We start from the raw sequence: 21,860 nt of genomic DNA, 5'->3' as shown, positions 1-21,860 counted from the left end.
GGTCCTTCGGTCGTGCTGTCGTGAGTGGGGGTCAGTTGGAGCTGCGGGCGACCAGCTGGGTGGGGTTGACGAAGCGCAGGGCGACCAGGAGGAGGACGGCCATGGAGGCGGTGTAGATGACGGCCATGGCGTCGATCGACTGCGGCGTGCGGATGCCGGCGGAGAAGGCGGCCGAGAACAGCGACACGATCAGCGTCTGGCTGTCGGGGCCGGAGGTGAGGAAGGTCAGTTCGAACATGCCGAAGGTGCGGACCAGCACGAGGATGCCCGCGGCGAGCATTCCCGGCAGGAGCAGCGGGCCCAGCACCTGGAGGAGGACGGACCGGGTCGACGCGCCGCACATCCGGGCCGCGGCTTCGAGGCGGGAGTCGATCTGCTCGATGAAGGGCGTCATGGTGAAGACCACGAACGGGATGGAGGGCACCAGGTTGGCCAGGACGACGCCGGTGAGGGAGCCGGCCAGGTGGAACTTGTACAGCACGGTGGCCAGCGGGATGCCGTAGGCGATCGGCGGTACCAGGATCGGCAGGACGAACAGGGTGGTCAGCAGGCGCTTGCCGGGGAAGTCACGTCGGGCCAGGGCGTACGAGGCGGGTACGGCCAGGAGCAGCGACAGGGCCACAACGAGGAAGGAGACCTCGACGGTCACCCACATCACCTGGCCGAGGCCGAACTCCTTCCAGGCCCGGCTGTACCAGGTACCGGTGTAGCCGTCCGGCGCCCAGCCCGCGAACCAGGTCCTGCCGAAGGAGTTCAGGACGACGGCGCCGATGACGCCGAGGAGGTTGAGGAAGAAGAAGGCGAGGGCGGCCCAGACCAGCCAGTTTCCCGGACGCAGGGCCAGGGAGCGGCGCCGGCCCGCCCGGTGGTGGGTGCCGGAGCCGCCCGGCGGGTCCGTGGCGGGGGTTGTGGCCGTGGGCGTGGTGGTGCTCATCCCTTGCCTCCTGTCGAACCGCGGTAGAGGAGGCTGCGCAGGCCCATGGCGGCGCCGATGACGGCGAGCATGAGGGCGGTCATGACCATGGCGATGGCGCAGCCCTGGGAGTAGTCGAAGTGCTCCAGGGCGACTTCGTAGGCCGCGATGGAGATGACGTGGGTCTTGCCGTCGGGGTCGCCGACCATCATCGCGGAGGGGAAGACGGCGAAGGCCAGCACGAAGGTCAGGCAGAACGTCGTCAGCAGCCCGGGGAGCAGCAGGGGAAAGGTGATGTGGCGGAAGCGTTGCCGACGGTCGGCGCCGAGGGTGGCCGCGGCCTTCTCCAGGGCGGGGTGGATCCCGGAGAGGTAGGAGTGGGTGAGCAGGAAGGCGAAGGGGAAGCCGCTGATGATGAGCGAGAGCAGCACACCCCAGTAGTTGTAGGTGAGTTGTACGGGTTTGTCGGCCAGGCCCAGGGCCTGCAGGGTCTGGTTGAACCAGCCGACCGGGCCGAAGAACTCCACGATGCCCTCGGCGGTCAGGACCGTACCCAGGGTGATCGGGACCACGAGCAGGCCCAGCAGGAGGCGCTTGCCGCGGAAGTCCCGCCGCATGCCGTAGGAGACGGGCACGGCCGCGCCGACGTTGATCAGTGCGGCGGGCAGCGCGAGTTTGAAGGTGATGCCGATGGAGCCGACCGAGAAGGAGTCGCTGAAGAAGGCGCGGTAGGAGCCGAGGAAGCCGCCGGTCTCCGGCTGGAAGGAGATCTGCAGTCCGTAGAGGAACGGGTAGCAGAACAGCGCGACCACGGCGAGCAGCCCGGGCAGCAGCAGGAGCAGGGTGCGGTCGACACCGCGTTCGGCCAGGCGGTGGCGCAGCGCCGCGCGTTGCCTCGCGGGGTCGGGCGCGGCTCCCGACGGTGACAGGGTCATGGTCATGCGGCCGCTCCCAGTGGGTCCTGGGGGAAGACCAGGGCGCGTTCGGCGGGGATGGTCAGCGACAGGGTGTCGTGCGGGCGCACGGAGGCGGCGGTGGTGAAGTGGATGCGGTCGCCCTCACGGGTGAGGGCTTCCACGTGGAACTGCCGCCCGTGGTACTCGACGATCTCGGCGACGGCCTCGACGTCGGTGCGGCCGCCGTCCTCGGCGAGGTGGATGTCCTCCGGACGGATCGCGACGACGACCTTCTCGCCGGCGGCCAGCGGGCGGTCGGCGACCGGTGTGCCCTGCAGCGCCAGTCCCCGCCCGCGGGCCAGCGCGCCGCCGCCGTCGGCGGAGGCCACCTCCAGGCGCAGCAGGTTGCGGTAGCCCATGAACGCCGCCACGTGCGGGTTGGCGGGGTGCTCGTACAGGTCGGCGGGGGTGCCGATCTGGCTGACCCGCCCCTCGTGCAGGACGACCAGGCGGTCGGCCAGCGACAGCGCCTCCTCCTGGTCGTGGGTCACGTACAGGGTCGTCAGGCCGAACTGCTGGTGGATGCGGCGGATCTCGGTGCGCATCTCCAGCCGCAGCGCCGCGTCCAGGTTCGACAACGGCTCGTCCATCAGCACCAGCGGCGGTTCCAGGACGATGGCGCGGGCGATCGCGACCCGCTGCTGCTGGCCGCCCGACAGCTGCCCCGGATGCTTGCCGGCCTGCTCGCTGAGCCTGACCAGCCGCAGCACCTCGTTCACCCGGCGTTCGGTCTCCGCCTTGCCGACCTTGCGCATCTTCAGCCCGAACGCGACATTGGCGCGCACGGTGAGGTGCGGGAAGAGGGCGTAGTTCTGGAAGACCATCCCGAAGTCGCGCTTCTCCGGCGGCAGCGTGTCGATCCGCCGCCCGTCCAGGGTGATCTGACCGCCGGTCAGGGGCAGCAGGCCCGCCAGGCAGTTCAGCGCCGTCGTCTTGCCGCACCCGGAAGGGCCGAGCAGGGCGACGAACTCGCCACCGTGCAGCGTCAGGTCCAGCGGATGCAGCGCGGTGTGCGCGCCGTAGGCGCGGGTGACACCCTGCAGCCGCAGCTCCCGCACCTGCGATCCGGGACGATCGGTGCCCGCCGGCCGGCGCTCGGACGGCGGACCGGGGGCCGGTCCTGACTTCGGGTCGGATGCGATGGGAGTCATCGAGGGCACCCCGCTCATTTCGTGGAGCCGATCTGGCGGTCCCACAGGTCGAAGGCCGTGACCTGGGTCGTGGCCGGCAGTGAGTTCTTGATCGGATACTGCGTGATCCACCCGTCGAAGGCCGGCTCGCCGAACTGCTCGACGACCTTCTGCGAAGCGGCCGGAGCCTTGCTCAACGGCACGTCCTTCACCGCCGGACCGGGGTAGAAGTAGCCCTCGTCGTAGGCGAAGGCCTGCTGCTCCGGGGTGAGCATCCACGCCAGCAGCCGCAGCACCGCGGTCAGCACGTCGGGCTCGACGCCCTTGGGGATCACCCCGAACTGGGCGTCGCTGACCCAGGTGAACGAGGAGAACTTCGCGACCTTCATCCCCGGCGGAACCGTGCCCAGCGCCCGCGGGTTGACGTACCAGCCCGTCGTCGTGGCGACCATCTGCACCGTGCCGGCCGCGAGGTTCTTCATCGTCGCGGTCGTCCCCGCCGGGTACGAGTCGACGTACTTGTTCAACTCGGTCAGATAGGCCCAGGTCTTCGACCACCCGTTGGCCGGGTCCGTGGGGTCGGAGTCTCCCAGCAGGTACGGCAGGCCCATCAGAAAGGTCCGCCCCGGACCGGAGTTGGCCGGCCGGGCGTACTGGAACTTCCCCGGATTCGCCTTCGCCCAGTCCAGCAACGCGTCCACCGTGGCCGGAGGCGCCTGGACCTTCGCCGGGTCGTACTCCAGCAACGGCCCGGACGGGTACCAGACCAGCTCGATCCCCTGGTCCTGCGCCAACGAGGCCATCGCCGCCGCGGCCGGCTGGTAGTTGGCCATCAGGCCCGGGAAGAACGTGTCGTAGTACGGCTTCAGCTCGTACCACAGCCCGTTCTGGATCCCCGCCGCCAGGCCGTCGGTGCCCGTGAGCACCAGGTGGACCTGCACGTTGCCGGCCTGCTGCTGAGCCTGGACCTTCGCGGCCAGCTGGGGCGCGGTGCCGGTGCTGTAGGTCACCCGCGAGACGATCTCGGGATGGGCGTCCTTGAACGCCTCGATCATCGGCTTGGTGAGCGCCAGGTTCCCCGCCACGTCCAGCACGTTCAGGGTGACCGGCTTGGCGGGTGCGCTGGGGAGCGAGGTGGGCGCGGCCGAGGTGCCGCCGCGCTTGGGGCTGCTCGGCGCGGAGCAGGCCGCCAGGACGGGCACCGCGGCGGCGCCCGCGGCGAGCGTGGACAGCACCCGGCGGCGCGAGGGGGCGGGGATGCTCGATCTGCTTCCGGGGAATTCGGGCATGACGGATGACGTCCTTCGCTGTGTGGTGGTGTCCCGTCGGGCGGGTCGCCCGCCCGACGGGACAGGGGTCGTGCGGAACTGCCGGGTCTGTCGCGGTCGGTCCGCTACCGGTGCGGACCGGTCAGGGCAGGTCCCACTTCTGGGCGTTGGTGGTGTTGCGGCTGCCGGCTCCGGGTGCTCCCGACCCGGGAGCACCCGGAGCCGGCTGCCGAGGCGGGCGACGCGGAGGACTGCCCCGCGATGCCCACCACGACGAGGGCGCCTCCCGTCGCGGTGCTCGACCAACGCTTCCCGGGCATCGAGGCCTCTCCGTTCGACACACTGGTGGCGAGGTCGCCCGCGACTCGGACGACGGACCCCGCCGGGATGCCGTCCCGGCAGGCGCGCCGGGGAGACGACGGCGTGATGGCCGGCCACCGCGGCGAGGGCGGTGGCGCACCTGTCTGACGACGAGGCGCAGGGAAGCGCGATGGTGAGTCCGGCCTATGGGTGCTCCTGGTCTCGTTGCGGCACGGCGGCGTCCGGTGCCGCTCCTGCGGCGTCCCGCGCGGGATGACGCGCTGGTGATGCGTCATGCCCCGGCCACGGCGGGGCGACCGCCACCCCGCGCGGAGGGGCGGAAGGCCGGGAAGCCGTGGTGCGGGTCGCGGGACTGCCGACGATCGCCGTCGTCGCCGCGTCCTGGTGATGCCGGCCCACGCCCGGGACGTGCCCTTCGCCCGGCGAGGGACTGCGCCAAAGTGTGCTGTCTTGTTTCTTCAAGGGTCAAGACTCAAGACATAGAAACATTTTCCGACATTCGAGCCCCGACAAGAAGCCGCAGGCCGGAGCGATTGACCCCGCGGAGTCAATCCGCGCAGCCTTCGCCATATTCGCATACGTGAACGACCTGAGAGTCCGGTCATGTCCACGGAATTTCGGATCGCCTCCCCTCTGCAGCAGGGTTGACCCTGACAGTCGCACCCGCCTAGCCTCCTCCCCAGGCAGAGTTCACATAACAGATCAGTGTCCACATACGTGACCGATGATGACGCCCGGCCGACTTGCGCGGCTCGGGCCCCATCCCGTCCGGGACCGCAGCCCCTCACCCCGGGAAGGAACGCCATGCACGAACTCCCCAGCCGCCGGCAGGTGCTCGGCACCCTGGCGGGCGGCGCGCTCGCCACGTTCGCCCTCGGCGGCGGCCCGGCCGCCGCCGCCCCGGCCGCCGCACAGACCTACACCCCGCCCGCGACGCGTACCCGACTCAGCCTCAACTCCGGGTGGCGCTTCCACAAGGGTGACGTCACCGGGGCTCAGGCACCCGCCTTCGACGACAGCGCGTGGAACGCTCTCAGCGTCCCGCACACGTGGAACGCCCAGGACGGGGCGGACGGCGGTGGCAACTACTACCGGGGCGTCGGCTGGTACCGCAGGCGCGTCACCGTGCCCGACGGCCTGGCGGGCCGGATGCTCTTCCTGCAGTTCGCCGGGGCGAACCAGGTGGCCGACGTCTGGATCGACGGCACCCACCTGGGCCAGCACCAAGGCGGCTACTCCCGGTTCCGGTTCGGCGCCACCGCGAACCTCAGGCCGGGCACGGAGAGCGTGCTGGCGGTCAAGGTGACCAACGCCGACAACCCCGACATCGCGCCGCTGAGCGCCGACTACACCTTCCAGGGAGGCCTCTACCGCAACGTCAGCCTCCACGCGGTCGACAAGCTCGCGGTGCGGATGCTCGACTACGCCGGCCCCGGCGTCTACCTCCGCCAGCGGAGCGTCACCGCCGCCTCGGCGACGGTCGACGTGCGGGCGGCCGTCTTCAACAACAACACCAGCAGCCGCTCCCTGGTGGTGCGCGCCGTCATCACCGACGCGAGTGGCACGATCGTGGCGGACCGCAGCAGCGTCCCGCAGACGATCGGGGCCAACGCCGGCGCGGACGTGACACAGACGCTCACCGTCGCCAACCCCCGCCGGTGGGACGGCCCGGCCGATCCGTACCAGTACAGCGCCACCGTCGAGATCCGGGACGCCGCCGCGGGGCGGGTCACGGACGTGGTCACCGAGCCGCTGGGCCTGCGCAGCTTCGGCTTCGACTCCACCGGCGCGTTCTCGCTCAACGGCAAGCGCCTGGGCCTGCACGGCGTCAACCTGCACCAGGACCGCGCCGGCGTCGGCTGGGCCGAGAGCGACACCGACCACGCACAGGACTTCGCCCTCATCCGCGAAGTCGGTGCCAACGCCGTACGGATGGCGCACTACCAGCACGACCAGAAGGACTACGACCTCGCCGACGCCGCCGGCCTGGTGGTGTGGGCCGAGGTACCGCTGGTCAACGGCGTCACCAACTCGGCGGCCTTCACCGCGAGCACCCAGAGCCAGCTGCGCGAGCTGATCCGGCAGAACTACAACCACCCGTCGATCGTCTTCTGGGGCATCGGCAACGAGCAGCGCTCCGACGACACGGCCACCAACAACCTGCTGGCGAGCCTCGCCGCACTGGTCAGGAGCGAGGACCCGGACCGCATCAGCGCCTACGCCAACAACCTCGGCAACGACGCCAAGGTCGCGGGCCACGCCGACACCACCGCGTACAACAAGTACTTCGGCTGGTACGGCGGTTCGTACAACGACCTGGGCGGCTGGGCCGACAACCTGCACAACGCCGAGCCGAAGCGCACCTTCGCCCTCTCCGAGTACGGCGCCGGCGCGAACACCACCCAGCACGCCCTCAACCCGTCCGGCTACTCGGGCGGTTTCCACCCCGAGGAGTACCAGGCGCTCCTCCACGAGGCCTCCTGGAAGCAACTGGCCGCCAGGCCCTTCGTCTGGGGCAGCTTCGTGTGGAACATGTTCGACTTCGCCTCCGACGGACGCAACGAGGGCGGGCAGCCCGGGATCAACGACAAGGGGCTGGTCACCCGCGACCGTTCGACCCGCAAGGACGCCTTCTTCTGGTACCGGGCCAACTGGTCCCCCGAGCCGACCCTCTACATCACCGGTCGCCGCTGGACGGCACGGACCGAAGCCTCCACCGAGGTGAAGGTCTACTCCAACGCCACCGAGGTCACCGCCGTACTCAACGGCACGTCGCTCGGCAGCCGGAGCAGCACGGACCGAATCTTCAAGTGGACCGGCGTGAAGCTCCGCCAGGGGACCAACACCCTCACCGTCACGGCCTCCATCGCCGGTGCCACCCACACCGACACCGTGATCTGGACCCTCGCCGGTTCCTGACGGGCCGGCCGCTCCGTGGACGGAGCCGGGTCCCGGACCGCCCCGCCGGCGCGCCCTCCCCCCACGCCCTGAACGCCCCACTCGGCGGGGCTCCCCCTCCCCGGAGCCCCGCCCCGTCGAATGCACCACCTCACTTCGCGTACCTCCCAGAGGCCCCCACGCCCCCACCCGGAATGAGGCAAGACATGAGACTCCACACAACGAAACGCACCGCGGTAAGGGCCCCCTCGCGCCCGCCCCGTACCGCGGACGGCAGCCCGTCCGAACCCGGCGCCCAGGGTCGCGAAGCGCGGCGTCGACGCCGGCCCGCCGTACTCGGCACGGCCGTGACCGCCGCCGCCCTCGGCCTGTCCACGGTGGTCGGCGCGGCCGGCAGCGCGTCGGCGGCCACCCCCGCCGCGAACGGCGCCGCGGCGCTGATGAAGTCCTACAACGCCGGCACCGGGCAGATCGGCACCGGCTGGTGGAACTCCGCGGTGGCGCTGAGCACGATCGAGACCTATCAGCAGAACACCGGCGACGCCCAGTACTCGTACGCGATCTCCGGGGCCTTCGAGAAGCACAAGGCGTCGAACTTCGTGAACGAGTACCTGGACGACACCGGCTGGTGGGGACTGGTCTGGGTGCAGGCCTACGACCTCACCGGCAACCCCGCCTACCTGCAGATGGCCAGGACCGACGCCGAGTACATCCACGGCTACTGGGATTCGACGTGCGGCGGCGGCGTCTGGTGGAGCACGGCCAAGGGATACAAGAACGCCATCCCCAACGAGCTCTTCCTCCAGTTGACGGCCGCCCTGCACAACCGCGTCCCGGGTGACACCACCTACCTGAACTGGGCCAAGCAGGAGTGGAACTGGTTCAAGGGCACCGGGATGATCAACAGCTCGCACCTGGTCAACGACGGGCTCACCAGCTCCTGCAAGAACAACGGCCAGCAGACCTGGTCCTACAACCAGGGCGTCGTACTCGCCGGCCTGGCCGAGCTGTCCAAGGCCACCGGGGACGCCGGCCTGCTCACCACCGCCCGGCAGATCGCCGACGCCGCGGTCTCCCACCTCTCCAAGAACGGCATCCTCACCGAGCCGTGCGAGCCGGGCTGCAACCAGGACGCCGTCTCGTTCAAGGGCATCTTCGTCCGCGGGCTCCGCCAGCTGGCCACCGCCGCCCGCACCACCGCCTACGACTCGTGGCTCAACACCCAGGCGAGCTCGATCACGGCCCACGACACCAACAGCGGCGGATTCGGCGTCTCCTGGGCCGGACCGATCAGGGACGTCTCCTCCAGCACCACGGCCAGCGCCGAGGACGCACTCGTCGCGGCCCTGCCGGGCACCCCCGCCAACCCCACGGGCCCGGTGAGGTCGGGCCTGGCCGGCAAGTGCCTCGACGACGACAAGGAATCCACCACCCCCGGGGCCAAGGCCCAGATCTGGGACTGCAACGGCGGACCGGCCCAGCAATGGACCGTCGACGGTCAGACGCTGCGCGCCAAGGGCCTGTGCCTCGACATCACCGGCAACGGCACCGCGGGCGGCACCCCGGTGGAGTTGTGGACCTGCAACGGCGCCGCCAACCAGAAGTGGCAGTCCGTGGGCGGCGCCCTGGTCAACCCCGCCACCGGCAAGTGCCTCGACGACCCGCACTCCAGCACCACCAACGGCACCCAGCTCCAGATCTGGGCCTGCAACGGCGCGACCAACCAGAAGTGGACGCTGCCGCAGTCGAACTGACCGGCAGCCGCACTGACCCGTAGTCGCCGCCGCGGACAGGGCCCGCGGCGGCGACCGCTCCCGAACGAAGCACATCGCTCGTGATCGCACACCTCGACCGGTCGACGACGACCGCGGAAACGGCAGGACTCATGCTGAAGGACGCCCCCGGGCTGAACGCACTGCTCCGCCGCACCGTGGCGGTACTGCTGCTGCTCGCCGCGGCCGCCCTCGGGCCGCTGCCCGCCGCCCACGCCGCGGGCGTGAGCACGTTCACCCCCGGCACGGCCTGGAAGGACCAGAACGGCAACCCGCTCCAGATGCACGGCCTGGGGATCGTCAAGTCGGGTGACACCTGGTACGCGTTCGGCGAGGACAAGACCGGTGAGAACTCCTCGGACACCTCGTTCCGCTCGATCCCCTGCTACTCCTCGACCGATCTGCGCACGTGGACGTACCGCAGCAGCGCGCTGTCCCGGCAGCCGAGCGGCGACCTGGGCCCGGGCCGGATCGTGGAGCGGCCCAAGGTGATCTACAACGCCTCGACCCGCACCTACGTGATGTACCTGCACATCGACAGCCCCTCCTACTCCGAGGCCAAGGTCGGTGTGGCCACCAGTGCCACCCCCTGCGGCCCGTACACCTACCGGGGCAGCTCCCGGCCGCTGGGCTTCCAGAGCAAGGACCTGGGCCTCTACCAGGAGCCCGACGGCGCCGCCTACCTGCTCTCCCGGGACCCGCAGCACGGCCTGCGCATCGACCGGCTGTCCGCCGACTACCTCTCGGCGGCCTCCACCGTCGCCCTCCTGCCCGACTACGAGTCCCCGGCGATGATGAAGTCCGGCGGCCGCTACTACCTCCTCGGCTCCCGCCTGACCGGCTGGAACCTCAACGACAACGTGTACGCCAGCGCCACCTCGCTGAGCGGGCCGTGGACGGCACTCACCAACTTCGCACCCGTCGGCACCTCGACGTACAACACCCAGACCGCGAACATCATCCCGGTCAGCGGCTCCTCGGGCACCACGTACGTCTACGCCGGCGACCGCTGGAACCCCTCGAACCTGGGCGACTCCCGGCTCGTCTGGCTGCCGATCACCTTCTCGGGAACGACGCTGAACCTCGGATGGTTCTCGTCCTGGTCGCTGGACGTCTCCGCGGGCACCTGGACCGCCGACGCCTCCGTGCCCAGCACGGCCGGCCACGTCCTCACCAGCGCCGGCGACTCGCAGGTCGTCGACGTCGACAAGGCGTCCACGAGCGACGGCGCCGCCGTCATCCAGTGGCCGGCCACCGGCGGCGCCAACCAGACCTGGAACCTGCGCCGCTCCTACGGCAACGTCTTCAGCCTCGTCAGCGCCAAGAGCGGCAAGTGCCTGGACGTGTCGGGCGCCTCCACCAGCGCCGGCGGGAAGCTCGTCCAGTGGCCGTGCTCCGGCGCGGCCGACCAGCTGTGGGCCTTCGACGCGGTCGGCGACTACGCCTCGGCGTCGAACACCTCCTACATCCTCAAGAACCTCAACAGCGGCTTGGTCATCGACGTACCGAAGAACTCCACCACCGCGGGCACCGCCCTGGACCAGTGGACCGGCAACGGCGGCTCGAACCAGGTCTGGCGCGTCTCCTGAACGGAGCCGAGCACCGTCGGCACTGCTCAACCCCCGCACGGCTCAACCCCCGCACGGCCCACCCCCGTGCTGCTCATCCCCCGCCCCCGCTCGCGGCGCGCCGCAGGTGAACGAACACCGGCCGGCCCCGGCGGCCACACGCATGGGAGACACCATGGAACACGATCGGATCAAGCGCAGGACCCTGCTCTCGGCGGCCGTCGGCGCTCTGGCCGTAGGCGCGGTCAGTACCCTGCCGGCCCGCGCGGCGACCGCCGCACAGGAGAAGCTCGGCGACTACGCCGGCCACACCACCGACAGCCGGAGCGTGACCGTCACCAGCACCTCCGGCCAGCAACTGCGGATCACCGCGTACGGGGACCAGATCCTACGGGTGCACGCGACCCGCGCCGGTGAGGCCTTCTTCGCCGACACCCGCTACGAGATGGTGGTGCCGGCGAACCACACCTCCATGGGCGGCACCCTGACCGTCACCACCACGTCGGACACCGTCGAGGCGCACACCGCCGCAGCGGACGGGCTGCGCGTCGTCCTGCACAAGAAGCCCCTGCGGCTGGAGTTCTACCACCGGTCCACCGGCGCCCTGCTGGCGAAGGAGGACGCCGCGCACGGCGTCTCCTGGAGCGGCACGAACTCCACCATCGCCACCCAGGCGTTCGCCGCCCCGCCCGCCGACGAGCGCTTCCTCAAGGCCGGGCACGGCATACTCGGCCGCGCGCCCAAGATCGACCGCACCGGCGACACGGTCTCCCACAACTACGCCGACGGGGCCGCCGCCAACGACAACCCGAACGACCAGGCGCCGGCGATCGTGCCGTTCTACCTGTCCAACAAGGGCTACGCGGTGTTCTTCAACACCACGTTCGACACCACCTTCAGCTTCGGCGGCAGCAACGGGTACGGCTTCTTCGCCGACGGGCACGACGCCGGGGGCGCGAAGCCCCAGGTGGACTACTTCCTCATCAACGGCCCCCGGTTCGCGCAGCTCCTCGACCGCTACACCCAGCTCACCGGCCGACCGCGGCTGCCCCAGCGGTCCATCTTCGGACTCCAGCTCTCCGACAAGAGCTTCGCCGACGTGAGCGACCAGAACTGGTGGCGCACCAAGATCACCGATCACCGCGCGGCCGGCTTCCCCTTCGACCACCAGGTCAACGACAACCGCTGGCGCAACGGCTCGGGCGGCTGGTCCGGCTCGTGGTTCGAGTTCAGCCCCGACCGCTGGCCCGACCCCGCCGGCTACGCGGCGTGGGCCGCCGCCAACGGCGTGACCGTGACCCTGGACTACAACCGCAACAACACCAACGAGATGGCGGGGTGGAAGGGCGGCCCGCCTCCCGGCTACAGCCTCGCGGCGTCCGACCTCACGAACGTGAAGGAGAACAACGCCGTCCCCGACTGGACCAACCCCGCCACCCGGACGTGGGTGTGGAAGGTCTTCTGGGACAAGGCCCTCAACCCGAGCCTGAAGTACCCGTGCGACGGTCTGTGGATCGACGAGACGGACGACCTCGGCGGGATCCTGTACACGGCGAAGATGGCCGACGGCCGCACCTGGGCCGAGAACCGCAACTCCTACTTCCTGAGCCTGCAGAAGGGGGTCGGACAGGAAGGCTGGGATCCCGACGCCGGCGGCCACATCGGATCCGCCAAGCGCCCGTGGACCTGGAGCCGCGGTGCCACCGCGGGCCAGCAGCGCTACGGGCACTACTGGACGGGTGACATCAGCTCGACCTACGCCGAGATGCAGAACCAGATCCGCGGCATGCAGACGGCCGGTCTGGGCGGCTTCCCCTTCGCCAACATCGACGGCGGCGGCTTCGGCGACGGCAACGCCTCCTCCGACGCCTTCTACCGCAACTGGCCGGTCGCCTGGTCCAGCCTCGCCCCGATCTGGCGACCGCACACCTCCGCCTCGGTCAAGGCGAAGGGCAGGACGGCCTCGCGCTGGCCGCTCGACCAGAGCGCGCAGGCGCAGGCGGACTTCGCGCGCTACGGACAGCTGCGGTACACCCTCATGCCGTACATCTACACGCTGGCCCACCAGGCCGCCGCCACCGGCCTGCCCATGGCGAGGGCCATGGTGATCGACTACCAGGACCGGCCCCAGGCCTACACCCACGACCTGCAGTACATGTGGGGTCCCTCGCTCCTCGTCGCCCCGCTCCTCTCCGACGGCGGCGGCGTCCAGCAGGTCTGGCTGCCGGCCGGAACCACCTGGTACAACTTCTGGGCGGACATCAAGCACGCCGGGTCCGACAGCGGCGACTTCGCCTACACCACCCGTACCGGCGAGACCCCCCTGTTCGTCAAGGCGGGGGCGATCCTGCCCAAGTACCCGTACGCGCAGAGCACCGCCTACCTCGCCGAGCGCCAGCTCGAAATGGACGTCTGGGCGGGGGCCGACGGCGCCTTCGATCTCGTCGAGGACGACGGGGTGACCGAGGCGTACCGGAAGGGCGCCCAGAACACGAGCGTCACCCGACTCACCTACACCGACACCGCGACCCGCGTCGTCGTCGCGCATCCGCGGGGAACGTACCAGGGCGCGCCCGGCAGCCGCCGTTACCTCGTCCGCTTCCACGGTCTGGCCAAGCCGGTGGGAATGCGGGTCAACGGGGGCGCCACCCTGCCCGCCTTCACCAGCGAGGCCGCGGTTCTCGTCAACGGGAGCGGAGCGGGCTGCGTGTGGGACGCGCAGACGAAGGTCCTGACCGTCGTCACGGCGGAGATCCCGGTGAGCGCGAACGGCGGCACCGCCGCCACCGTCGAGCCCAGTGGTGCCTCCTTCCCCGCCGTCGGCGGCGGCACGGTCCACCAGGCCGAGAGCGCACGCTTCGACAGCACCTTCATCCTCGACACCCTCCACCCCGGCTACACCGGCACCGGCTACGCCGACTTCAACGGCACGTCCGCAGGAGCCACCATCGCGTGGACGGTCAGCGTGGCGTCGGCCGGGAAGAGGCAACTCCTCATCCGCTACGCCAACGGAGGCGACACCGACCGTCCCGTGACCATCGACGTCAACGGCACGAAGGGATCCACCCTCGCCCTGGCGCCCACGGGCAGCTGGGACACCTGGGCGACGGCCTCCTGCACCGAAACCCTCCCGCAAGGCTCCGTCACCGTCCGCGCGACCCTCACCAAGGCGACGGGGGCGAACTTCGACAGCTTGACCGTGCTGTAGCCGGATCCACGCGGGCCGCCGGTGCGCACCCGCGCCCCGGCCGGGCGTCCCGGGTCCCGTCACCCGGGGCGCGGGACACAGCCGGTGGAGCAGTGCGCCCGGAACGTCCCACGGGGTGGCCGAAGGCTGCCGTCCTTCGGTGTGAAGGGCGCGGCCTTCGGCCATGACCGTCACTGTCACCAGGCAGGCTCGCGGTGGCCGTCGTGCTCGGGGCCGTCGAGCTGTTCGGCATGCCCCGACGGGCCCGCGGGCCGGCCTCGGCGCCCGTGCGCGCGGCAGCCGCCGGGGCGTTCAACACGCCAGTCATTGCCGGGTTTCGGGTCCGCCGGGTCTGACACCCCGGACACGTGTGGCAGTTGGTCACGAGGCGATATCGGTCCTCCCATTCCCTTGACGCCACTGCGCGACAGGGATGTTATGTGTTGCATAGCGTTTGAACGTGTCAGTTTTTGGTGGGCCGGGATGCCGCTGTCGGCGGAAATCCCCGGAAGTCCCGCCCTTCCCACCGCGGTCAGCCATGTTTCCCGCTGCCGCTGCCTTCCCCCGCACCCCAGCGCCGACACCGGCGCACGCTCAAGGAGCTGTCCCATGTTCCGCACCATCACCAGCCGTGCCGTCGCCGCGACCGGCCTGCTGCTCGCCCTGGGTCTGACCACCGCCTGCTCCACCGGTCAGGAGACGAAGTCCGGTTCGGACGCGTCGGTTGCGCCGGTCTCCGGCAAGATCTCGATCACCTACCTGCAGAAGCAGGGCGACCAGGAGTACTTCGTCGGCGAGGCGGCCGGTGCGAAGGCGAAGGCCGCGGAGCTGGGGGTGGACCTGAAGGTCGTGAACCTCGGCAACGACGCGAACAAGACGATCAGCGAGGTGCAGTCGGCGGTCGCGCAGAAGTCCAACGGCGTGATCATCGTGGTGCCGGACCCGGCCGTCGGCCCGCAGGTCGTGCAGACCGCCAAGGACGCCAAGGTCGCGCTGCTGACCTCCGACGACCAGATCTGTGCGACCGGCCCGGACCCGTCCTCCTGTGCGAAGGAGAGCCTGGTGCCGCGGATCGGCTTCAGCGGTGCCCAGATGGGCGGCGAGGTCGGCAAGCGCGCGGCCGAGGAGTACAAGAAGGCCGGCTGGTCGGCCGCCGACACCCGGATCGTCTCGGCCTGGAAGCAGGACGTGACGGTCTGCGGGGACCGCGTGAAGGCCGCGAAGGACGCCTTCAACGGGGCCGTCCCGGGTGTGCAGAACATCGACGTGGCGACGGACAACACGCCGACCGGTGCGCAGGACAAGATCGCCGCGACGGTGACCGCCAACCAGGGTGTGAAGCACTGGGTGGTGTGGGGCTGCAACGACGAGAACGTCCAGGGCGGTGTGACGGCCCTGCAGAACGCGGGCGTCTCGGCGGACAACGTGATCGGTGTCGGCCTCGGTGCCTACCTGGCGTGCAAGAACTGGAGCGGTGACAAGCCCTCGGGCATGAAGGCCGCGCTGTTCATCAACGGCAAGGACGTCGGCGCGCTGGCCGTCCAGACCATGTACGACAAGCTCAAGAACAGCAAGGACTTCCCGGCCGAGGCCTTCGCGCCCACCACCATGGTCGACGCCACCACCTGGAAGAGCGCCGGAGTCACCTGCAGCTGACCCCGGTCAGGCAAGTGCCCCTGGTGGGCCGGCCGACCGGCGCCGCCCCGGACCCGCTCAGGCGGGTCCGGGGCGGCGCCACAGTGCCCAGGTCACCGGCCCCGCGACGAGTCCCAGGCCCTCCCGCACCACTCGAAGGTAATCACCGTGAGCAGAGCCCACGACACGAACCCCCCGTCCCGGCCGCCCGGCAGCGGGCCCTCCGGCAGCGCCGCCGTGCAGAACGTCACCAAGAGTTTCGGGGCGGTGCAGGCCCTGCGTGGCGTGTCCCTGGAGTTCCCGGCCGGGCAGGTCACCGCCCTGATGGGCGAGAACGGCGCCGGCAAGTCGACCCTGCTGAAGATCCTCACCGGTGACCACCAGCCGACCGAGGGCCACGTCGCCCTGGACGGCGCCCGCCTCGCCCTCGCCTCCCCGGCCGAGGCCCGGGCCGCCGGGATCCGGATCATCCCGCAGGAACCCGAGATCATCCCGCACGTCTCGGTCGCCGAGAACGTCTACGCGGGCGCGCTGCCCCGCAAGGCCGGCCGCCGCCTGGACCGCGCCGAACTGCGCCGCCGCGTCACCGCCGACCTGGAGCGCCTGGGCTTCGCCGGCGTCCTCGACCCGGACCTGCTCGGCTCCGAGCTGACCCCCGCCCAGCGCCAGCTGGTGGAGATCATGCGGGCCGTCACCGGCGAGGCGGCCCGGGTGATCGCCTTCGACGAACCCACCTCCTCACTCTCCGAGCACGAGGTCGACGCCCTCTTCTCCCTCATCCGCCGGCTGCGCGACCAGGGCATCGCCATCATCTACGTCTCCCACCGGATGAAGGAGATCTTCCAGCTCGCCGACCGCATCGCGGTGCTGCGCGACGGCGCCCTGGCCGGCGTCCAGGACGCCCACGCCACCACCGAGGGCGCCCTGGTGCGCCTGATGGTCGGCCGCGACCTCTCCGCGATGTTCGTCCGCCAGGACGTCGCCACCGACCGCGTCGTCCTCGACGTCCGAGGCGTCACCACCGACGCCGTCCACGGCATCGACCTGCAGATCCGCGCCGGCGAGGTCGTCGGCCTGGCCGGCCTGATCGGCGCCGGACGCTCCGAACTCGCCCTCGCACTGGCCGGCGACCTGCCGATCCACCACGGCACCGTCACCCTGGACGGCGTGAAACTGCGCTCCGGACGCCCGGGCGAGGTCATCCGCGCCGGTCTGGGCCTGGCCCCCGAGGAGCGCAAGGCCCAGGCCCTGCTGCTGCACCGCACCATCCGCGACAACACCTCCCTGGTCGTCCTGGAGCGGCTGCGCCGGCTGCGGTTCGTGCGCCGCGGCGCCGAGCGCGCCCTCGCGCAGGAGTACACCGACCGGCTGCGGGTGCGCACCCCCTCCATCGAGCACGAGGTCCGCAAGCTCTCCGGCGGCAACCAGCAGAAGGTCGTCCTCGCCCGCTGGCTGGCCCGCAAGCCCAAGGTGCTGATCCTCGACGAGCCGACCCGCGGCATCGACGTCGGCGCCAAGGCGGAGATCTACCAGATCATCGCCGACCTCGCCAAGGAGGGCGTCGCCCTGCTGGTGATCTCCTCCGAACTGCCCGAGGTCCTCGGCCTGGCCGACCGCGTCGTCGTGATGCAGAACGGCCGGATCACCGGCGAACTGGGCCGCGCCGAGGCCTCCGAGGAGGCCATCCTCGCCCTCGCCATGGCCGACGACCTCGCCGCCACCACCCCTGGAGCCAACCCGTGACCACGACCACCACCCCGTCCGGCGCCGAGGCCGGCGGACAGCGCCGGGCCAAGACCGTCACCAGGCCGCGCATCCTGACATCCCTGGGCGGTCAGAACCTCAGCCTGATCGGTGCCCTGGTGCTGGTCCTGGGCCTGTTCGGCGTGCTGAACGACAACTACCTCAGCGTCTCCAACATGCAGGTCATCGCCGAGGCCGCCACCATCACCGGCCTGCTCGCCGTCGTCCAGACCGCCGTCATCATCTGCGGCGGCCTCGACATCTCCGTGGGCTCCCAGGCCGGCGTCGCCTCCGTCGTCTCCGCCATGGCCTTCACCTCCGCCGGCTCCAACGCCCTCGCCGGCATCGCCGCCGCCGTCGGGGTGGGCCTGCTCGTCGGCATCCTCAACGGCGTGATCATCGTCTACGGCCGCGTCAACCCCACCATCGCCACCCTCGCCGGCCTCGCCGCCTACAAGGGCCTCGCCCAGCTCATCTCCGACGGCCGGGCCCAGGGCTACGTCCTCAACAACGACGTCTTCGTCTTCCTCGGCCGCGGCAAGATCGCCGGCCTCCCGGTCATGGTGTGGATCCTCATCGTGGTCGCCCTCGCCGTCCACCTGCTCCTCAAGTACACCGACATCGGCCGCAACGTCTACGCCATCGGCGGCAACGACACCGCAGCCCGCCTCGCCGGCATCAACATCAACAAGTACCTCGTCGCCGTCTACGCCCTCATCGGCGTCGTCGCCGCCGTAGCCGGCATCCTCCTCACCGCCCGCACCGGCTCCGGCCAGCCCACCTCCGGCAGCGAAGGCCTCGAACTCAAGGCCATCACCGCAGCGGCGCTGGGCGGCGCAGCCCTCAAGGGCGGCAAGGGCGGCATCGGCGGCACCCTCCTCGCCGTCGCCCTCCTCGGCTGCCTCGAGAACGGCCTCACCGTCCAGGGCATCAACGCCTTCTGGCAGAACGTCGCCCAGGGCGCCCTCCTCGTCGTCGCCGTCGTCATCCAGCAGCGCCGCAACGGCGAACGCCGCATCGGCCTCCCCGCCTGACCCCGGACCACCTCACGCCCGGCCGTGACAGCCCGCCCCCGGCCCCGCCCGGTGGCGGGCTGCCACGTCCAGGCAGCCTTCGCCGGGCCGGGGAGTTCCGGGTCAGGTGGGCCGGCCAGGCGTCCGGGCCGGACCGCCGTTCGGCCGCCGCCGGTTCAGCAACCACCACGCGGTCACCAGTTCCTCGGTATGCCGCAGGTCCAGCCCGGTGAGCAGCTGGAAGCGTTTCACCCGGTAGCGCACGGTGTTCGGGTGCACGGCGAGGCGTTGTGACGTCTCCCGGACGTCCTGGTCGCAGTCCAGGTAGACCCGTACGGTGTCCTCGATCTCGCGGCTCGAGCGTCCGCCCTCGTCGAGGGCCGTCAGGTGACGCGCGGAGAGTCGCGCAGCGGTTCGGGCGGCGGAGAGGACCAACGGACGCGGCCCGAGGTCCGGCAGCCGCACCAGTCCGGTCATCGTGAACCGTTCGGCGGTGTCAAGTGCCACTACCGCCTCGTCGAAGCCCCGGTGAAGCAGGTCGAGCGGCAGGAGCGGGCCGGCCGCGACCAGGTGGTGGACGATGTCCTCGGGAGCCTTGGGAACGATGACGCCCAGGCAGGATCCGATCTGGGCCAGCGGGAGACGGTCGGCCGGGACACGGACGGCGGCGGCGATGACGCGACGGACCGCCTCGGCGTCGGTGACGGATGCCGCCCGCGCGGCCAGGGCGACGTACGGGAGTTGGAGGTCGAGCCCGAAGAGCGGGGCGTCCCGGTGGATCCGCTCGGCGGTGAATGCCCCGCCGAGCACGCCGGCGGCGAAGGCGGAGCGGCGCTCGGCGTCGAAGTGCGCCCGCTCCAGGGCCAGGTCGTGCTGGAGCCTGGCGAAGACCGAGGACGCCTCGTTGGCGAACTCCCAGGTGCTGTCGTGCACCGCGAGCAGGAGTCCGGAGGGCAGGCCCACCTCTGCCGAGACCTCGTCGATCAGGGTGAGCATCTCGCGTGAGCCCAGCTGGTATCCGACCGCGAGGGCGTCGAGCGGCACTCCGCGGGCGACGCGTTCGAGGGCGTACGCGCGGAGCACGTCGCGCAGCGCGCCGTCGGGAACCCGGAGGGCGGAGAGCTCACCGACGAGGATGTCCATGAAGCGGTGGGCCGACGCCTGGATCTCGTCGTCGGACAGGGCCGCGTAGCCGGGCACGTCCGACCGGACGAGGGCCAGGACGCGAGCGGCGAAGACCCCGCTCAACGCGCGCAGTCGCTCCACCGCCGCCAGCACCGTGGCGCGGGTCGGGCCGTCGAGTGCGGCGAGGTCGGGCATCCGTCGCCGGACGGGCCAGGCAGGCGGGATCGCGTACTCCATGTGCTCAGCCTCGCTCTACCTTCAGGTTTGTTTGCTGGAACAAGCTTGGCGCTGCGATTTTATAAGAGGAGCCGTATTCATGGTGCCAGAGCGACGCCACACTGTGGCAGAGCCCTTCGCACCTTGTTCCAGTATCCAATTCGAGTGCTCTCACCGGTAGGAGGGACTCCTCGTTGCACGCCCGCTCACCCACTCCCGGGCACTGCTCGGACCCGACGACCCGCGGGTCCGAATCCTCGACTCCACCGTCGTCCGTGTCACCCCCACCGCGGCCGTTCGACCGGGCCGGCTCGCGGTCGCCGGCCGGGGCATCCGCCACCGAGCTCCGCCGACTCTCCGGCCGGCCCCGCGACCCGTACCGGGCCCCCGTCGATCCGCCGTCGGCAGCACACCCGACCGCACCGAAGTAGCACGCCCCGGTCGCCGGTTGCCAGCGGGGCGCAGTCGCCCCCTCGACGGGCGATGCCGTGCACCGGACCGGGCCCGCCTCCCGGCACGGGTGGACCCCGTGCCCCACTTCCCTGCCTTGTGACGAGGAGTTCACCATGCTTTGGCTCGACTGGACCACCCTCGGCGGCTATTTCCTTGTGATGCTGCTCATCGGGCTCTGGTCGCACCGGCGCGTCAGCAGCGTCAGCGACTACTTCACCGGCGGCGGGCGCATGCCCTGGTGGCTCTCCGGGATCTCCCACCACATGTCCGGCTACAGCGCGGCCGTGTTCGTCGCGTACGCCGCCGTCGGATACAACTACGGCATCACGATCTACATCTGGGCCTTCCTTCCGCTGGCCCTGGCCACCGGGGTCGGCGCCTTTCTCTTCGCCCCGCGCTGGAACCGCCTCCGCCTGCGCTACGCCGTCGCCTCACCCCTGGAGTTCCTGGCCAAGCGCTACAACGTCGCGACCCAACAGGCGCTGGCCTGGAGCGGCGCCCTGCTCAAGATCTTCGACGTCGCGGCGAAGTGGGCGTCCGTGGCCATCCTCCTGAACGTCTTCACGGGCCTCCCGATGAACGTGGGAATCCTGACCACCGGTCTGGTCACCCTGCTGTACTGCACGGTCGGCGGCCTGTGGGCCGACGCACTCACCGACTTCGGCCAGTTCGTCATCCAGGGCGTCGCCGCCCTCGCGATGGTGGTCGCGGTCGTCGGCCGCCTCGGCGGCCTGTCCGCACTCGGCACCCTGTGGGGCAGACTGCCCGCCACGCACACCCACCCGCTGGTGGGCCCGTACACCACCGCCTTCCTCGGCACCTACATCATCGTGAAGTTCTTCGAGTACAACGGCGGCATGTGGAACCTCGCCCAGCGCTACATGGCCACCGAGTCGCCGCGAGCCGCCCGCCGCTCCGCCGCGCTCTCGGCGGTCCTCTACCTCGTCTGGCCGGCCGTCCTGCTCTTCCCCTCCGTCGTGGCCCCGCTGGTGATGCCCCACGTGGCCAACCCCCAGCAGGTCTACGCCCTCATGTCCGAGTCGCTCCTGCCCACCGGACTCGTCGGCCTCAGCCTGGCCGGCATGTTCTCGCACACCATGGCCATGGCCTCGTCCGACGCGAACGCCGTCTCCGCCGTCGTCACCCGCGACATCCTGCCCGCCCTCTCACGGCGTGCCAGGACGATGGACGTCCGGGCGGGCCTGTTCACCGCCCGTGCCGCCACGGTGGTCTTCATCACCCTGAGCATGCTCGTCGCGATCGAGGCCGGCCACTTCGGCGGCGTGCTGGGGATCATCGTCGGCCTGGTGGCGGCGGTCATGGGACCGATCTCCATCCCGATGCTGCTCGGCATGCTCCCCGCCTTCCGCCGCTGCGGTCCCCGGGCCGCACTCGCCTCCTGGTCCCTCGGTCTCGCCGCCTACGTCTTCGTCAAGTACGTGCACGGCAGCACCGACCAGACGTCCGTCATCGCCACTCCGCTGCTGACCTCGCTGGTGGTCTTCGTCCTGGTCGGGCTCCTCTCGCCGGAGCCCCAGCGCTCCGCCGACGACCTGGTCGCCGCGATCTCCGGGGACGCCGTAGCCGAACGCCCGGCCCAGGGCCGGCCCGTGACCGCGTCCGCGTAGCGTCACGATGCCGCCCGCCCGACGGCGGCCTGCG

Annotated in this window: 13 protein-coding genes; 8 read left to right on the top strand and 5 right to left on the bottom strand. The window is 70.8% G+C overall.

The window, feature by feature from the left end:
• Positions 1-31: 31 nt before the first annotated feature.
• Genes OG689_RS36670 through OG689_RS36655 form a run of 4 tightly spaced genes read right to left on the bottom strand, consistent with a single transcriptional unit; the run spans position 32 to position 4,288 of the window.
• Positions 32-934 (bottom strand): ABC transporter permease subunit, encoded by a 903-nt coding sequence (locus OG689_RS36670; protein WP_266325654.1) that lies wholly within the window; start codon positions 932-934, stop codon positions 32-34.
• Positions 931-1,854 (bottom strand): ABC transporter permease subunit, encoded by a 924-nt coding sequence (locus OG689_RS36665; RefSeq protein ID WP_266325652.1) that lies wholly within the window; start codon positions 1,852-1,854, stop codon positions 931-933. Before OG689_RS36665 ends, OG689_RS36670 begins: the two co-directional genes overlap by 4 nt.
• On the bottom strand, positions 1,851-3,020 hold the full coding sequence (locus tag OG689_RS36660) for an ABC transporter ATP-binding protein (RefSeq protein WP_266325650.1): 1,170 nt from the start codon (positions 3,018-3,020) through the stop codon (positions 1,851-1,853). Before OG689_RS36660 ends, OG689_RS36665 begins: the two co-directional genes overlap by 4 nt.
• 14 nt (positions 3,021-3,034) lie before the next feature.
• Complete coding sequence (locus tag OG689_RS36655) at positions 3,035-4,288, bottom strand: extracellular solute-binding protein (protein WP_266325648.1); 1,254 nt, start codon at positions 4,286-4,288, stop codon at positions 3,035-3,037.
• A 1,104-nt stretch (positions 4,289-5,392) separates the two neighbouring features.
• Here OG689_RS36655 and OG689_RS36650 point away from each other — a divergent pair.
• The 7 genes from OG689_RS36650 to OG689_RS36620 all read left to right on the top strand — a co-directional run bounded on the left by OG689_RS36650 (position 5,393) and on the right by OG689_RS36620 (position 18,425).
• Positions 5,393-7,507 (top strand): glycoside hydrolase family 2 TIM barrel-domain containing protein, encoded by a 2,115-nt coding sequence (locus tag OG689_RS36650; protein WP_266325646.1) that lies wholly within the window; start codon positions 5,393-5,395, stop codon positions 7,505-7,507.
• A gap of 185 nt (positions 7,508-7,692) precedes the next feature.
• Entirely contained in the window at positions 7,693-9,240 is a 1,548-nt protein-coding gene (locus OG689_RS36645; RefSeq protein WP_266325644.1) for a glycoside hydrolase family 76 protein, read from the top strand.
• Between the two features lie 131 nt (positions 9,241-9,371).
• Positions 9,372-10,847, top strand: a complete 1,476-nt coding sequence (locus OG689_RS36640) for an RICIN domain-containing protein (protein WP_266325642.1) — start codon at positions 9,372-9,374, stop codon at positions 10,845-10,847.
• A 154-nt stretch (positions 10,848-11,001) separates the two neighbouring features.
• On the top strand, positions 11,002-14,034 hold the full coding sequence (locus OG689_RS36635; RefSeq protein ID WP_266325640.1) for a TIM-barrel domain-containing protein: 3,033 nt from the start codon (positions 11,002-11,004) through the stop codon (positions 14,032-14,034).
• A 588-nt stretch (positions 14,035-14,622) separates the two neighbouring features.
• Entirely contained in the window at positions 14,623-15,669 is a 1,047-nt protein-coding gene (locus OG689_RS36630) for a substrate-binding domain-containing protein (RefSeq protein WP_266325638.1), read from the top strand.
• A gap of 147 nt (positions 15,670-15,816) precedes the next feature.
• Complete coding sequence (locus OG689_RS36625) at positions 15,817-17,391, top strand: sugar ABC transporter ATP-binding protein (protein WP_266325636.1); 1,575 nt, start codon at positions 15,817-15,819, stop codon at positions 17,389-17,391.
• Positions 17,388-18,425 (top strand): ABC transporter permease, encoded by a 1,038-nt coding sequence (locus OG689_RS36620; protein WP_266325634.1) that lies wholly within the window; start codon positions 17,388-17,390, stop codon positions 18,423-18,425. Before OG689_RS36625 ends, OG689_RS36620 begins: the two co-directional genes overlap by 4 nt.
• Positions 18,426-18,527: 102 nt before the next feature.
• Here OG689_RS36620 and OG689_RS36615 read toward each other — a convergent pair whose 3' ends face one another.
• Positions 18,528-19,766: a helix-turn-helix domain-containing protein gene (locus tag OG689_RS36615; RefSeq protein ID WP_266325632.1), complete on the bottom strand. Its 1,239-nt coding sequence runs from the start codon at positions 19,764-19,766 to the stop codon at positions 18,528-18,530.
• 545 nt (positions 19,767-20,311) lie between these two features.
• Between OG689_RS36615 and OG689_RS36610 the strand changes: the two genes are divergently transcribed.
• Complete coding sequence (locus OG689_RS36610) at positions 20,312-21,826, top strand: sodium:solute symporter family protein (protein ID WP_266325630.1); 1,515 nt, start codon at positions 20,312-20,314, stop codon at positions 21,824-21,826.
• The last annotated feature ends 34 nt before the right edge of the window (positions 21,827-21,860 follow it).

Origin of the sequence: Kitasatospora sp. NBC_00240, assembly GCF_026342405.1 — a bacterium.
In the GTDB taxonomy this organism is placed as follows: domain Bacteria; phylum Actinomycetota; class Actinomycetes; order Streptomycetales; family Streptomycetaceae; genus Kitasatospora.
The sequence above is the reverse complement of the archived record's forward strand: the minus strand, read 5'-3'. Positions and strand labels throughout refer to the sequence as shown.

Excerpts from the sequence above, each read along its gene's own strand:
- OG689_RS36670 (WP_266325654.1), bottom strand. The coding sequence starts at position 934 with ATGAGCACCACCACGCCCACGGCCACAACCCCCGCCACGGACCCGCCG.
- OG689_RS36665 (WP_266325652.1), bottom strand. The coding sequence starts at position 1,854 with ATGACCATGACCCTGTCACCGTCGGGAGCCGCGCCCGACCCCGCGAGG.
- OG689_RS36660 (WP_266325650.1), bottom strand. The coding sequence starts at position 3,020 with ATGACTCCCATCGCATCCGACCCGAAGTCAGGACCGGCCCCCGGTCCG.
- OG689_RS36655 (WP_266325648.1), bottom strand. The coding sequence starts at position 4,288 with ATGCCCGAATTCCCCGGAAGCAGATCGAGCATCCCCGCCCCCTCGCGC.
- OG689_RS36650 (WP_266325646.1), top strand. The coding sequence starts at position 5,393 with ATGCACGAACTCCCCAGCCGCCGGCAGGTGCTCGGCACCCTGGCGGGC.
- OG689_RS36645 (WP_266325644.1), top strand. The coding sequence starts at position 7,693 with ATGAGACTCCACACAACGAAACGCACCGCGGTAAGGGCCCCCTCGCGC.
- OG689_RS36640 (WP_266325642.1), top strand. The coding sequence starts at position 9,372 with ATGCTGAAGGACGCCCCCGGGCTGAACGCACTGCTCCGCCGCACCGTG.
- OG689_RS36635 (WP_266325640.1), top strand. The coding sequence starts at position 11,002 with ATGGAACACGATCGGATCAAGCGCAGGACCCTGCTCTCGGCGGCCGTC.
- OG689_RS36630 (WP_266325638.1), top strand. The coding sequence starts at position 14,623 with ATGTTCCGCACCATCACCAGCCGTGCCGTCGCCGCGACCGGCCTGCTG.
- OG689_RS36615 (WP_266325632.1), bottom strand. The coding sequence starts at position 19,766 with ATGGAGTACGCGATCCCGCCTGCCTGGCCCGTCCGGCGACGGATGCCC.
- OG689_RS36610 (WP_266325630.1), top strand. The coding sequence starts at position 20,312 with ATGCTTTGGCTCGACTGGACCACCCTCGGCGGCTATTTCCTTGTGATG.